Origin of the sequence: Phenylobacterium sp. Root1290, from assembly GCF_001425305.1 — a bacterium.
Taxonomy (GTDB): Bacteria; Pseudomonadota; Alphaproteobacteria; order Caulobacterales; family Caulobacteraceae; genus Phenylobacterium.
The window spans coordinates 747328-761221 of record NZ_LMEE01000003.1; the positions used below are offsets into that span (position 1 = coordinate 747328).

At 67.0% G+C, this 13894-nt stretch carries 13 protein-coding genes; 6 read left to right on the top strand and 7 right to left on the bottom strand.

Features of this window, described 5'->3' with window-relative positions:
- Positions 1-107: 107 nt before the first annotated feature.
- The 3 genes from ASC79_RS18175 (at position 108) to ASC79_RS18185 (ending at position 3417) form a co-directional block, all read left to right on the top strand.
- The gene (locus ASC79_RS18175) at positions 108-1766 is read left to right on the top strand and encodes a choline dehydrogenase (RefSeq protein WP_056021089.1); all 1659 of its coding nucleotides are present in this window, start codon (positions 108-110) and stop codon (positions 1764-1766) included.
- A 75-nt stretch (positions 1767-1841) separates the two neighbouring features.
- Complete coding sequence (locus ASC79_RS18180; RefSeq protein WP_056023541.1) at positions 1842-2792, top strand: aldo/keto reductase; 951 nt, start codon at positions 1842-1844, stop codon at positions 2790-2792.
- 31 nt (positions 2793-2823) lie between these two features.
- Positions 2824-3417: a TetR/AcrR family transcriptional regulator gene (locus tag ASC79_RS18185; protein WP_056021086.1), complete on the top strand. Its 594-nt coding sequence runs from the start codon at positions 2824-2826 to the stop codon at positions 3415-3417.
- A 4-nt stretch (positions 3418-3421) separates the two neighbouring features.
- Here ASC79_RS18185 and ASC79_RS18190 read toward each other — a convergent pair whose 3' ends face one another.
- Positions 3422-3967 (bottom strand): PAS domain-containing protein, encoded by a 546-nt coding sequence (locus ASC79_RS18190; protein ID WP_056021082.1) that lies wholly within the window; start codon positions 3965-3967, stop codon positions 3422-3424.
- 188 nt (positions 3968-4155) lie between these two features.
- Here ASC79_RS18190 and ASC79_RS18195 point away from each other — a divergent pair, with 188 nt between their 5' ends.
- Positions 4156-5022, top strand: a complete 867-nt coding sequence (locus tag ASC79_RS18195) for a hypothetical protein (RefSeq protein ID WP_235528752.1) — start codon at positions 4156-4158, stop codon at positions 5020-5022.
- Here the strand turns inward: ASC79_RS18195 and ASC79_RS18200 are convergent.
- The 5 genes from ASC79_RS18200 to hfaA all read right to left on the bottom strand — a co-directional run bounded on the left by ASC79_RS18200 (position 5019) and on the right by hfaA (position 11534).
- Positions 5019-5759: a VOC family protein gene (locus ASC79_RS18200; RefSeq protein WP_156378355.1), complete on the bottom strand. Its 741-nt coding sequence runs from the start codon at positions 5757-5759 to the stop codon at positions 5019-5021. The two genes, ASC79_RS18195 and ASC79_RS18200, sit on opposite strands and share 4 nt — an antisense overlap.
- Before the next feature lie 208 nt (positions 5760-5967).
- Positions 5968-8844: a pitrilysin family protein gene (locus ASC79_RS18205; RefSeq protein ID WP_056021074.1), complete on the bottom strand. Its 2877-nt coding sequence runs from the start codon at positions 8842-8844 to the stop codon at positions 5968-5970.
- Positions 8845-8934: 90 nt separating this feature from the next.
- Positions 8935-10170, bottom strand: coding sequence for a holdfast anchor protein HfaD (gene hfaD / locus ASC79_RS18210; protein ID WP_162244308.1), 1236 nt, complete (start codon positions 10168-10170; stop codon positions 8935-8937).
- Entirely contained in the window at positions 10100-11089 is a 990-nt protein-coding gene (gene hfaB, locus ASC79_RS18215) for a holdfast anchoring protein HfaB (RefSeq protein ID WP_235528778.1), read from the bottom strand. Before hfaB ends, hfaD begins: the two co-directional genes overlap by 71 nt.
- A gap of 7 nt (positions 11090-11096) precedes the next feature.
- Positions 11097-11534 carry a holdfast anchoring protein HfaA gene (gene hfaA / locus ASC79_RS18220; protein ID WP_056023538.1) on the bottom strand — a complete coding sequence of 146 codons (438 nt, stop codon included), beginning with the start codon at positions 11532-11534 and terminating at the stop codon, positions 11097-11099.
- 164 nt (positions 11535-11698) lie between these two features.
- Here hfaA and ASC79_RS18225 point away from each other — a divergent pair, with 164 nt between their 5' ends.
- Positions 11699-12334, top strand: coding sequence for a rhomboid family intramembrane serine protease (locus ASC79_RS18225; RefSeq protein WP_235528751.1), 636 nt, complete (start codon positions 11699-11701; stop codon positions 12332-12334).
- 74 nt (positions 12335-12408) lie between these two features.
- Positions 12409-12837 carry a CBS domain-containing protein gene (locus tag ASC79_RS18230; protein WP_056021061.1) on the top strand — a complete coding sequence of 143 codons (429 nt, stop codon included), beginning with the start codon at positions 12409-12411 and terminating at the stop codon, positions 12835-12837.
- A gap of 4 nt (positions 12838-12841) precedes the next feature.
- Here ASC79_RS18230 and ASC79_RS18235 read toward each other — a convergent pair whose 3' ends face one another.
- Positions 12842-13276 (bottom strand): Rrf2 family transcriptional regulator, encoded by a 435-nt coding sequence (locus tag ASC79_RS18235; protein ID WP_056021058.1) that lies wholly within the window; start codon positions 13274-13276, stop codon positions 12842-12844.
- Positions 13277-13894 lie beyond the last annotated feature (618 nt).

Here is a 13894-nt window from a genome sequence, read left to right on the forward strand (position 1 = left end):
CGAAACCTGACGCTGGGGCGCCCAAAAACGAGGTTCTCCGGCACTTGTTTCAGGCCTTGGCTTGGGTCAGGGTGCGCCTAACTTAACAGTGTTTAGGGACGGAACACATGGATCGCTTCGACTACGTCATCATTGGCGCGGGGTCGGCTGGATGCGTGCTCGCCAATCGGCTGACGGAGGATCCTCAGGTCAAGGTGCTGCTGCTGGAAGCGGGCGGCAAGGACAACTCGATCCTGGTCAAGATGCCGGCCGGCGTCGGCTCGCTGATCGGCAAGCCGGGCGTCTTCAACTGGGGCTTTTGGACCGAAGCCGAACCCAATCTCGAGGACCGCAAGCTGTGGTGGCCGCGTGGCAAGGGCTGGGGCGGCTCCTCCTCGATCAACGGGATGATCTACATCCGCGGCCACGCCCGCGATTACGACCAGTGGCGCCAGATGGGCCTGCAAGGCTGGTCCTATCGGGACGTGCTGCCGTACTTCAAGCGCTCGGAAAGCCTGGAAGGCGGCGGCGACGCCTGGCATGGCGGCGAGGGCCCGTTGAAGGTCTCCAAGGCCTCGACGCCCAACCCGATCTACTCGGCCACGGTCGAGGCGGGCCGCCAGGCGGGCTTCAAGGTCACCAGTGATTTCAATGGCTTCCAGCAAGAGGGCTGGGGTCCCTATCAGCTGACCATCCACGACGGCCAGCGTTGGAGCGCCGCGCGCGGCTACCTGCATCCGGCGCTGTCGCGGTCCAATTTGACCTGCCTGACCGGCGCGCGGACCAGCAAGATCATCGTCGAAAACGGCCGCGCGACCGGGGTCGAGTACATCGACGCCAAGTCGGGCGAGAAGCGCGTGGTCCACGCCGACAAGGAAGTGCTGCTGTCTGCCGGCGCGGTGCAGTCGCCGCACATCCTGCAGCTTTCCGGCATCGGCGACCCTGAGGAACTGGCCAAGTTCGGCATCCCGGTGGTCAAGGCCCTGAAAGGTGTCGGGGCCAACCTGCAGGACCACCTGGACGTCACCATGTCCTGGGAATGCCCGCAGCCGATCACCGCCCACTCGCTGCGCAAGGGCCTGCTCAAGACCCTGGCCATCGGCATGAACTACGCCTTCTTCGGCAAGGGCCTGGGGCGTCAGCAGTTCCTGGAATCGGGCGCGTTCCTGAAGTCGCGGCCGGACCTCGACCGCCCCGACCTGCAGATCCACACCGTCGCGGCGATCATGCAGGACCACGGCAAAGTCGCGGTGCCCAAGGACGGCTTCACCTTCCACGTCTGCCAGCTGCGGCCCGAGAGCCGCGGCCGGGTCGGGCTTCGCTCGGCTGACCCGTCGGACGATCCGGCGATCTTCGCGAACTACCTTGCCACTGAGGAGGACCGCCGCGCCCTGCGCGAAGGCGTGCGGATGATGCGCAAGGTCGCCGCCCAGTCGGCGCTGGATCCCTACCGCACCGAAGAGCTGTTCCCCGGCAAGGACGTCGAGACCGACGAGCAGATCGACGCCTGGATCCGCAAGCACGCCGAGACGATCTATCACCCGGTCGGCACCTGCAAGATGGGCGCGGACGGCGACGAGATGGCGGTGGTGAACGGCGAACTGAAGGTGCGCGGCATCGAAGGCCTGCGGGTCATCGACGCCTCGGTCATGCCCACCCTGGTCGGCGGCAACACCAACGCCCCGACCATCATGATCGCCGAAAAGGCGGCCGACATGCTTCGCGGCCGCGCCGCCCTGCCGGCGGAAGATGCGCCGGTCTATGGAGATGACCAGAAGGCGGCGTAAGATCGCAGTAGAGCCCCCTCTGATTTGAGGGGGCTATTTTTCTATTCTTTTGGACATTTGATTTCGGAGGTGACGATGGAACTGCGCAGGCTTGGCAAGTCCGACCTGAAGGTCGCGCCGCTGGTGCTCGGCGGCAACGTGTTCGGCTGGACGGCCGATGAAGCGACGTCCTTCAAGCTCCTCGACGCCTTCGTGGCGGGCGGTTTCAACATGATCGACACCGCCGACGTCTACTCGCGCTGGGCTCCGGCGGGCGGCGGCGCCTCCGAGACCGTGATCGGCAAATGGCTCGCCCAGGGCGGGAAGCGCGACAAGATCGTGCTCGCCACCAAGCTCGGCTCGGAAATGGGCGAGGGCATGAAGGGGCTCTCCGCCAAGTACATGGTCGAGGCCGTCGAGGCGTCGCTGAAGCGCCTGCAGACCGACTATATCGACCTCTACCAGTCGCACCGCGACGACCCCGAAACGCCCCAGGAAGAGACGGCCGAAGCATTCGACCGCCTGGTGAAGTCCGGCAAGGTTCGCGCCATCGGCTCGTCGAACTTCACCCCCGAACGGCTGAAGTCGGCGCTTGAGATCAGCGAGGCCAAGGGCCTGCCGCGCTACAACAGCGAGCAGCCGCTCTACAATCTCTACGCCCGCCAGGGCTTCGAGAGCGGCCTGCAGCAGGTCTGCATCGATGAGCAGGTCGGGGTCATTCCGTACTACGGCCTGGCCTCGGGCTTCCTGACGGGCAAGTACCGGACTGAGGCCGATCTCTCCAAGAGCCCGCGCGGCCAAGGCGTAAAGCGGATGATGGACGCGCGCGGCATGCGCATCCTGGCGGCGCTGGACGAGGTGTCCGCGGCGCGCACCGCTTCCCAGGCGCAGGTGGCGCTGGCCTGGGTCATGGCCCAGCCCGGCCTGACCGGTCCGATCGCCTCGGCGACCAGCCTGGAGCAGTTGGATGAACTGATGGGATCGGCGCGCCTGACCCTTACCTCTGAGGACCTGGCGACTCTCGACAAGGCGTCAGCGGATTCTTGAGAAAACGACCGATCGTGCTAATGTGCGGCGTATGAAAAAGGGCGCCGCCACACGAGAGGCCATTGTCGGACGGGCGCTTCAGCAGGCCGTTTCGGTCGGGCTGGAGGGCCTGTCGCTGGGGCCGTTGGCCGACAGCCTGGAGCTCTCCAAGAGCGGCCTGTTCGCGCACTTCCGCTCCAAGGAAGCGCTGCAACTGGCGGTCATGGAGGAAGCGATCGCCCGGTTCAGCACCCGGGTGATCGAGCCCAGCCTGGTCTTGCCGCGGGGCAGGGCGCGCATGGACGCGTTGATCTCGCGTTGGTTCGACTGGATGGAGGGCGAGCCCGACATGCGGGGCTGCATCTTCGCGGTTTCGGCCCAGGAGTATGACGACCGGCCCGGCGCCATCCGCGACCGGCTCGTTGATTCGCAACGCGAGTGGCACGAAACCCTGACCCGCGTGGCCGCCGACCTGCCCAAGGCCGGCAAGGCCCCGCCGGACTACTGCCGACAGATCGTCTTCGAGCTGGTCGGCGTCAGCCTGGCGTTCCAGCAGCAGGCCAAGCTGTTCCGGTCGCCGAACGCGCGCGCCCGCGCCGAAGAGGCGGTGGCGCGCATCCTGGACGACGCCGGCGAGGCGCTCTGAACTCTCAGGCGACCCAACGGCCGTCGAGGGTGGCCAGCCGCAGGCGATGGGTTTCCTCGTTGGCCGGACCCACGCCGCGCACGTCCCGCACCACCAGCTGCCGCAGCGGCTCCTCATGCAGGGCGGCGACCAGAGAGATCGGCTGATAGAGGCCCAGGAACCGCTCCGGCGAGCCGGGGCCGCCGGCGATCGGCGCGATCAGCAGTTCCAGGTCCAGGGTCGCGGTCTCGCTCAACGCATCGATGCGGGCGACCACCGGCTCCGGCCGGCGGCGGGCCGTCTCCAGCGCCGTCTGAACCTCCAAGCGGCCGAGCGGATCGAGCAGGGTCAGGAAGTTGCGCCCGCGCAGGTCGCGCTGGTGCAGTTCGCTGATCAGACCGCCCGCCAAGCGTACCGGATAGACGCCGGATGCTTCGCGTCCGAGCACGAAGGTGTGCGGCGCCAGCTTGGCGAATTCGGACGGATCAATGTCCCGGCGCGAGGGAAGGCCGGCGACGCCGCTTTTGCTGCGCCAGTAATCAATCATCTGCTGCGTGTTCGAATGGAACATCTCGACGCCTCCGAGGCGGCCGTCAGCGACCGCATGGGGCTTGCAAGCAAAATCGGGCCAAGCCGAATGCGTGTCAGAACGGGACGCCGGGCGTGCGCGAGGCTCAGAGATTCTTAAGCCGCATAAGCTTTACTGCCGGGATCGATAAGTTTCGCCCGGCGGCCGGCTGGCCTTTGGAGGGGCCAACCATGAAGACGCGTTCTACTCTGCTGGGCCTGATGCTCGGCTTTGGCCTGTTGTTGCTGGTCGGCCCGCAAAGCGCGTCCGCCCAATGCTGCGCGCCGCCGCCGCCGCCGCCGGTCTGCTGCCAACCGCCGACGCCTCCATGCTGCACGCCTCCGCCGCCTCCGCCCCCGCCGCCGACAACGCCCTGCTGCACGCCGGGCACGCCGAACATCAACGTCCACGTTTCGAACGTGAACGTCGCCATCGCCAACGCCTCGGCGGGCGCCCGTGCGGGCGCGGGTGCAAGCGCAGGAGCCGGCGCGGCCGTCTATTACGGCGGTGGTGGGTATGGCGGCGGCTTCTCGCCGCCGATCTCGACCAGCGTCGTCCAACTGAACGTGGACGCCGGCATGCGCATGAAGCGCGTCCCCTACGAGGCCAGCCGCATGCGGGTCCGCCGCGTGGTGATCCAGGCCGTCTGCATCGACGCGCGCCAGATCCCGCACCCGGCCTCGCAGGTTCGTCCCGACCGCGACATCGACGCCTCCTTTGAAGGCGAACTCTATCGCTGCCTGGCCGGCACCTGGCTGCAGGCGACCATCGCCGACTTCGACGGCAAGATCGACTTCAGTGGCGGCAAGACCATGGCCTGCGCCAAGGGCCAGGCGCTCTATCACGGCCGCGACGGCAAGCTGGAGTGCCGTCGCCAGACCGCGGCGCGCGACTGCAATGAACGCTCGCTGCTCCGTCGCTTCGGCGCCGGCGTGAAGATCCTGACCATCACCGAGATCGAGACGTACACCGCCTATCGCGAGGAGGAGGAGCGTGTCGCCGAGACCATCTCCACCAGCATGAGCCTCGACGGCGGCGTCGGCGGCTACATCTACTAAGCCTCGAAGAACTGAAATCCGCAGGCGAGCGGGGCGGGCGCCGTCAGATTCAGGCGCCCCTCCGATTCACTGAAGGCGAGGCCGCTGGCCTCGGCCCATCGCCTCAGCGTCGCCAACGAATCCACGCGCACGCAAACGGCGGTGGCGGCTACGTCCCCAAAGGTCGATCGAAAGCGGTCCGCCGGCCAGTACCCGAACCCTGAGATGTCGAGGACGGCGCTGGCGCGTTGCGCATAGGCGCCGGGCTGCGCATCCCTAAAGATCAGGCCGGTTAGCGCTGTCGCCGTATTGGGGTGTTCAAACCAGGCGGGCAGCGTGTCCGGGCAGGGATACTGGTGGGCTATGACTGACAGCCCCAGGGGACACACGCGCTCTCGAATGTCGAACAACTCGAAGTGCTCGTGGCCGAGCTCGGGCGACTGGTCCCAAGCGCGCACGAGCGCATAGGCCGGCCGCTGGCGGAACTCGCCAAGGCGCTTGGCTGCGCCGGCCAGGTCATCGGTAAGGAAGAGGGCGGCCCCGGGGCTTACCGGCGCCTCAGCCGGCGCTTCTGGCGCATGGAGCAGGTCGAACCAGCCGCGCCTCAAGAAGACGCAGCGGCTGGGCCATCGGGCCTCTGGAAAGTCAGGTGAGGTGTAGGCGGCTTGCGGAGAAACCGTGAAGCCCAGCATCGAGAACGCCGCCGCGGTCGCCGCCATGTCGGGGCCGGGAAATGGAATGTGATCGAGCGGCAGCATGGCCCGGGCCCCTTTGCAGGGGGCGATCATGGGGCGTCGCGTCAGACGCGCAAGCACTGCGATGGGGTCGCTGATACGGGCGAGACCCCCCAACTGCCGTTCCAGTCCCGCGACAGCGCCGCGGGTTCGCTGGAGGGATAGAGCCAGCGTCGCCCCAGCTTGACCATATGACGCTATGCCGCGCGGCCGCGACGATCGGCGCCGTTCCCTATTTCTTGGCCGGAACGACCTCTAGCATCCACATGGAGTCGTCCGTCAGCACCGCTTGAGCGGCGCGCTGGACGTCGGCCGCGGTAACCCTTTCGGTGCCAGGGATCAGGCCGCGGGTAGCGTCCAGGCGGCGCGGGTCGGTCTGCGCGCCAGACAGTTCGCCCACCCAGTAGCCGTTCGTTTCCCTGGCCTTCTCGATCTGGTCGATCCGCGGCTTCTTGGCGCGGGCCAGTTCGTCGGCGCTGATCGGCTTGTCGCGCAGATCGGCGGCGATCTTCTTCACGTCGGCGAAGAAATCGGGAAGCTTGGCGGGCGGAATCTCGACGCTGGCCGAGACGTAGCCCCAGCGCGGCCAGACCATGCTGTGATTGTAGACGACGCTGGGCGAGTAGGTCGCGCCTTGCGCCTCACGCAGCTCCTCGACCAGACGAAGCTCCAGCACCTCGCCCATGACCGCTGTGTCGCGCGCCTTCTGAGGATCGGCGAAGAAGTCGTTGGTGCGCCAGGCGATGTAGCCGATCGATTGGTCAGCCCGTCCCTTGTGGGTGAGCACGACCGGCTTCTGGACGCCGTCCGGGAAGCCGACCTCGCGCTGCCCGGGGGCGGCGGGCGCGCCGGCCCGGGCGGGCAGGGCGCCGAAGGTGCGCGCCACGGCTTCGGTGGCCTTCTCGACCGTGGTGTCGCCGACGACGACGATCTCGATCGATCCGTCCGCCAGCGCGGGCGCGATCATGCTTTTGAAGTCGTCGAGCTTGGCGTCGGCGATCTGCTCGCGCGATGGGAAGACCCAGCGCTTGTCGCCAGGGTGCAGCAACGCCGACAGGTCCCGGCTGAGGACGCCGGAGTCGGTGGACTCGTATTGATCGTTGGCGGTCTGATAGGCGCCTTGCAGACGCTTGAACGCCTCGGTCCGCCAGCCGGGCTCTGCCACGTATGCGGCCAGCACCTGCATCTGGACGTCGAGATCCTCGGGGCGGGTGACGCCGCTGAACACGAAGGCGTCGTCGGCGATCCCGAACTGGGCGCCATAGACGCGGCTGGCCAGGACACGCTCCATGTCCTCGGCGCTGATCTGCTTGAGGCCGCCTTCCACATAGGCGCCGGACGCCCAGCCGAGGGTCTGAGCATCTTTGGAGAGATCCAGGCGGCCGTCTCCGACATTCACCCGGACTTGGATCTCATCATCCTTGAAGCGCGTTGGCTTCACCGTCAGCCGTACGCCGTTGTCGAACCGGACGAAGGTGGCGTCGATGTCGGGGGCGTCCTTGGTCTCGACGACCTTTCCCGCACCGCCGAACGATGTGTAGGGCCAGGTGACTTCGCTCGCCGCGGCGGGCTCGGCGACGGCGACCTTGCGGGAGGCCTCGAGCTCGGCCAGGAGAGCGGCTTCACCCCCCTCGATCGGGCGGGGCGAAGCCATGAACAGCAACGGGCCCTCGCCCTTGAAGGTGGCCTTCAGAGCGTTCGAGACCTGCTCGGCCTTGAGGTCCTTCACGGTCGCTTCGAACAGGGCCAGGTCCTGGGCGGGATCGGTGACGACTTCACGCTCTCCCAGCGAGCCGACGATCTCGCCCGCCAGCTGAGCAGGGGTGCGGGTGGCCGCGCCGGCGGCGTCGGCCTTCAGACTGGCGCGGTACTCGGCGATCTCGCGGTCGAGCTCGTCCTGGCGCACGCCGAACTGCACGGCCCGTCGCTGTTCCTGCTCGGCCGCGGCCAGGGCCTCGCGCCAGCGTCCGGGCTCGGCGTTGACGATCAGCAGCGTGGCCTCGGCGGCGTCGTACTCGTTGTTCTTGAACACGCCTGACGCGATGAACGGCGGCTGGCCCGCGCGGGCCAGCCCCTGCAGGCGCCGATTGAGCACCGAGAAGCCCAGTTGCTCGACCAGGTCGGCCTTGCGCTTGGCGGTGGTGTCGAGCGCCAGATCAGGACCGCGCAGCCAGGCCATCTGCATCGACAGCGGCGCGCCGGCCTCGACGACGAGCTTCGCCTCGGTCTTGCGCGGCTGAAGCTGGCCGAGCTTCGGGGCTTCGCCTGCGGCGCCGGTCGGCGTCCAGTCGCCGAACTTGGCCTTGATCTTGGCCTCCATCGCATCGACGTCGAAGTCGCCGACGGCGACCAGTACCGCGCGCTCGGGGCGATAGTAGCGATGATAGAAGTCGGTGAATTCCGCCGCCGGCGCCGTCTGCAGCACCTCGACCTTGCCGATCGGATAGCGCGTGGGCGGTCGTTGATCCTTCAGGAAGAAGCCAAGGCGTTCCTGGTAGATGCGATAGGGCGGGGTGTCGCGCGCCCGTTCCTCGGACAGCACCACGCCGCGCTCACGGTCGATCGCGCCCTGGTCGAGGGTCAGGTTGCCCGCCGCCTCGCGCATCAGCATCAGGGCGGTGTCGACGGTCTCGTCGTTGGTCCGCGGCAGGTCCAGCTTATAGATCGTCTCGTCGAAGTTCGTGGAGGCGTTGGTGTCCGCCCCGAACGCGAGGCCGAGGCGCTCCAGGATCTTGATCATCTCGCCTTCCGGCACGGCCTTGGAGCCGTTGAAGGCCATGTGCTCGAGGAAGTGCGCCAGACCTTGCTGGGCGTCGGTCTCCATCAGCGAGCCCGCATCGAAACGCAGGCGGATCGCGGCCTGGCCGGGCGGAATGGACTGCTTGCGGATGGCGTATCGCATGCCGTTTGGCAGGGCGCCGAAGCGGATGCTGGGGTCGGCTTCGACGTCGGATCTGGCCTGCGCCCATTCACCCGGCTTCAGTGCGACCGCCGCCGTCGCCGGGGCCTCCTTGCCGCGTCCCAGCTTCGGAAGGGGAAAGCTGGAGGCGTCCACGGGAAGGGACAGAGCGATAGCGAGCGCGGAAGCCGCGCTGAAGAGACGTCGCATCAGAAGTTACGGATCCGAGACCAGTTAAGCTGGGAGCATGCGCAGGCCAGAGTGGCCTTCGCAAGGCGCGGTTGCGGCGCAGAATGGCGGCTATTGGCCGGAAGGACGGCTGACGTAGTAGGTCGCCGAATTGCCGACGGCGTTGGCGACGCCGCGGGCCGACCGGCCGGATGTAACATTGACCACGCTCTGCGCGCCGACGTCGGCGCTGTTGGTCTGGTCGTTGTTGACGTCGAGCCGGCCCTGGCAATCGGAGCAGGCGTAGCCGGTGACCGAGTTGCCATAGGCGGTGGAGCTGACCTGGGCGTCGTAGCCTTCCGTGCCGTCGAAGCGGGCGACCGCTTCGATGCCGCCGCCGTCATTGCTCTGCACGGTGTCGAGCAGCAGCTCCCCGCCGATGTCGCCGGCGACGATGGCGTTGCCGACGCCGTAGGCCGACGCCGAGGCCGCACCGTATTGATAGGCCGAAGAGGCCGTCTGAGCGCGGACATAGGCCTGGTTGCTCTGGCGCGAGGTGACGTCGAGCAGATGGCCCTCGTTGACGGCGTTGACGTTGTTGCCGGCGGCCGTGGAGCTGGTGACGGCGTCCTGGACGTTGGCGAAGGCGGTGAACTGCGCAGCCTGGGTCAGGGGCGCGACATTGTTCTGGTCGACGATGATGCGCGCGGCCGAGCCGTTGACGCCCGAGAGGGTGACGTCATTGGCCGCGGTCGTCGCCGAGTAGCTGGCCGTGCCCTCGACGTAGCCGTAGACGCCGCCGCCGTCCGTGGTGACGGTCGCGGCGTTGGTCTGGCTCGTGCGCACTCCGGCCGAGCCGTACTCCAGTCCGATCGCCTGCGCGTTGCCGGCGGCCTGGGTCTGGCTGGCGATCTCGCCCGTGCGGCCGCCCGGCGCCTCGGTATGGCTGTGGGCGGTGACGGCGGCTGCGCCGGTCGCCTGAGTGTAGACCCCGGTGATGGTCGCGCCATAGGCGCTGGCCAGGCCCGAATTGCCGGTGGCCTTGGTCGAAAGGCTGGTCGTCTGGCCCGAGCTCGACGCCACGTCGAGCCGGGTGTCGGCCGTCACCTGTCCCTGCGTCTCCTGGTAGGAGCGCATGTCGGCGTCGTAGCGGCTGGCGGCGGCCGAATAGGCGTTGCCGCTGGCGGTCGAGGCGCCGGTGGTGAAGTCGCTGACCTCGACGACGTTCAACGTCTGCTGGCTGAAGACGTCGCCGAGCTGGATCTGGTTGTTAAGGACCGCGCTGGGCGGCGTCTGGCTAGTAGCGGCTTGGCACGGAAGAATCGCGGCGAACGTTCCAACGAGAAGGATCTTCGCGCGTCTGACCATTGTTGGTGCCCAGGTTGTTGTAGGCCGGAACATAGCCGCCGGTGGTGCCGACGGAGCCGATGGCGCCCAGCGGATCGTAGGCGAGGCAGGCCTCGGGACCGGGCATGCCGTAAAGGTTGGCGGTCATCTCGACGACCGCGCGCTCGACCAGGCTGCGGACCGCAAGCTGCATCGGCTCCAGCGCGCCGGAGCCGGCCGAGATGTCGAACACGTTGCCGTTCAGGAAGTCGAAGAAGCCGACCCCGACTTCGCGGCCGATCACCTGCTTCTGGTAGGAGATCACATCGACCACCTCCAGCGTGCGGGTATTGATGAGCCGCAGGTCGAGGCCGATGTTCATCACGAACAGACGGCCGCGGAACGAACCCTTGGGATCCATGGGATCGAGATCGCCGCCGACCACGTCGATGCCTGACGAGCGGATGTTGTAGTTCAGCTCGGTGATGCCGCCGGCGACATAGAAGTCCGAGCCCGGCACCTGGCCAGCCAGAATGCGGCGGTAGTCGGCCGCCTGGTCCGGCGCCGGGTTCGGCGTATCGGAGATCAGCTTGTTGTTGGCGTACTTCAATTCGAGCTCGGACACCGAGGTGTCGAAACGCTCGACCAGCGGCATGCCGGCCTTGGCGAAGGCCGACATCGCCATCAGCGATGCGCCCTGGGTGATCTTGCGGCCCGAACCGTCCGACTCGGACTTGCCCGTGTAGTCGGCGATGCGGCCGATGGCGATGCGCGGGGCGACCAGGCGCGTGTTGCGCGCAAAGCCGGCCATGCAGACCAGCGCGTCGGAGTAGGGGGTCGGGTTGGGCGTCACCGTCGCGGTGCCGATGCTGCGGGCGTAGTTGCCGCCCGGACCGGCGATCGGGATAGCGCAGGCGGATAGGGCGATAGCCGCGACGCTGAGCAGCGCGCTGGCCCGCATGACGTTCTTATTGGCCATCGGGCGCGACGCCTCCGTTCAGGGTCGTGCCGGCCGAAACGGCGCCGTTGTTGGTCTGCGTCGAGTTGACGATGACGGTGTTGTAGTTGCCCTGGGTCACGACGACCAAGCTGTTGCCGATGGCGGTGGAGCCGCCTCCCAGCGAACCGACGCCGGAGTAGGCTTCCCCGGCTCCTGAGCCGAAGGAGAAGCTGGACTGGTCCTCGCCGGTCTGGATCAGGCCGTCGATGATCACCCGATTTCCGTTGGCGTCGCGAGTGGCGAAGGTGACCGGATGGTTTTCCGACCCGGCCCGGCGGCCGTAGCCGGCGTTAAAGTCCGCGGAATTGGTCGTCATTGACTGTGCATGCGCTGAGGCGACGCCCAGAAGGCTCGCCACGCTGGCGAACGCCAGCATACGCAGAGCTGTGGAAGGTGCTGCGGCCATGGCCTTGGGAAGTCCCACCCCGTAAAAGACGACGGCCAAGTCGCACATTGCAGTTAGCCCGGCCGAACTTGAGTGTATCTAAGGGTCAGACCCTCGCGATTTGGTTAAGGCGAGCGGAATAAAGTGAACGCCGGTCTGCGATGGCCCGACTTGGAGAGCAGGACTTGAGCGACCGCGAGCGGCAGCCGATTTTCAACGCCCCCTGGCCGGCGGTCGCAGCGACCCTGGTCATCGTGCTGGGCTACCTCGTCCAGACCTTCCTGCCGCAGAACTGGCTTCTGCAGTCGTTCGCGTTCTCATCGGCCGGGTTCGAGCAGGGGCGCTGGCAGCTCCTTTTCACCGCCATCTTCCTGCACGGCAGTTGGGCGCACGCCCTGATGAACGGCGGAGCGGCGCTGGCCTTCGGAACGCCGGTGGCGCGGTACTTCGGCGCCGCCCCGCGCGGGGCGATGGTCTTTCTGGTCTTCTATCTGCTGTGCGGAGGGCTCGCGAGCCTGGGCTATGGCCTGGTCAATCCCGGCAGCACCACTCTGATGATCGGCGCTTCGGGCGCCGTGGCGGGGCTCTTCGGCGCTGCGGCGCGATTGATTGGGCGTGAAACGCCGGGGCCGTTCTTCAGCCCGGCGGTGGTGAGCATGACGGTCGCCTGGATCGCCGTGAACCTGCTGCTGGCGTTGGTCGGCTTCGCGCCAGGGCTGGGAAACGCCGGGGTGGCGTGGGAAGCGCACATCTTCGGCTACATCGCCGGCCTGCTGCTGATCGGCGCCTTCGGACGCTTTGCGCGCCCGCAGCAAGCTTGACGTTTTCGCGAGAACGTTGATTTCCCTGACGTCCTGCGCGACGCTTGCCTGACGGTGTCAGGGAGAACGTGCAGATGCTTGTGTCTCAGATCCTCAAGACCAAGGGCGACCTCGTCTTTACCGTCGGTCCGGCGGAAACCGTCGGCGCGATCTGCGCCTTGCTACATTCACGCAAGGTCGGCGCGATGGTCGTTCTCGATAACGACCGCGTGGTCGGCATCGTCTCGGAGCGGGATCTCGTGAGCGCGCTGGCCAGCGAAGGCGCTGGGGCGCTCGCCAAGCCGGTGTCGGCGTTCATGACGCACGACGTGATCTTCGCCGATCCGAGCGAGACGGTGAACTCGCTTCTCAGCCGCATGACCGATCGCCGAATCCGCCATCTGCCGGTCTGCGTGGCCGATCGGCTGGTCGGGATTGTCTCGATCGGCGACCTGGTGAAGTGGAAGATCTCCGAGGTCGAGGCCGAGGCTGACGGCCTCAAGGCCTACATTGCGACCGGCTGAGGGATCAGCTGGCGAAGACCTCGGCGCCCCCCGAGTCGGCTGCGTCGGCCAGGCTGTAGCCCTCAAGCACTTCCGACGTGGCGTCGCGTGCGCGCAGAAGTGCGTCACGCAGCGCGCAAGTCGCCAGGTCCGGACAGTCCTCGCATTTGCGAAATGACAGGCGGCTGACGCAGGGCGCCAGAGCCAGCGGGCCGTCGATGACCCGGATGACTTCAGCAAAGCTGATCTCCACGGGCGGGCGAGCGAGGGTGTAGCCGCCGAACTTGCCGCGACGGCTGACCACGATCCGGTTGCGCGCGAGCTCCAGCAGAATCGCCTCGAGAAACTTGCGCGGCGCATCGGCGCGGGCCGCCAGTTCTCCAGAGGTCACCTGGGCGCCGCCCGCGCGGGCCAGTTCGACGAGTGCGCGCAGCGCGTAGCGGGCCTTTTGCGAGAGCATTGTTTCTATATGTCTCCTGGTCTCGCCCCTTAAATGACGCCGCGAGGCTTTCTACAAGGTGTGTGACGCGTCTCGCGCGCTGCCCACGACTGAGAATGCGCGCGCTGTGCAGAGTTCTCCCCACCATCTTCATCGAAGCGTCATGAGTGCTGTTGACTCCCCCCGGGCAGGGGCCTAGACAGCCGCCTCCTCGGACGGGTCGCCGCCGGGACGGACTGAAGAGATCCCTTGGATCACTTGGGTTTGCCGATGGCGAAGCGGTTGAGGTTCGATCCGTTTTCGGATGTTTTCCGGTTCTTCCGGAGCTTCCGAAAAGAAGCTGAAAAAGCCGGGTTGACGAGGATGGGGCGGCCCTCTAGATAGCCGCCTCCCTGGACGGGGACGCCGCCGGGACGAACTGGAGAAGACCTTGGTTTTCTTAAGTTTGCAGGCGTCGGAACGGTTCAGGTGTCGGCCATTTCGGGCGGTTCGGGTTGATCTCGAAGTTCTCGGAAAGACTGAAAAGTCTGGTTGACAGAAACGGGGCGGCCCCCTAGATAGCCGCCTCCGCCGACCACCGGCGCTAAACAGTGGGGCTGGCGGAGCCGGTCACGGTCTTTGACATCGTTGAATTGGAAA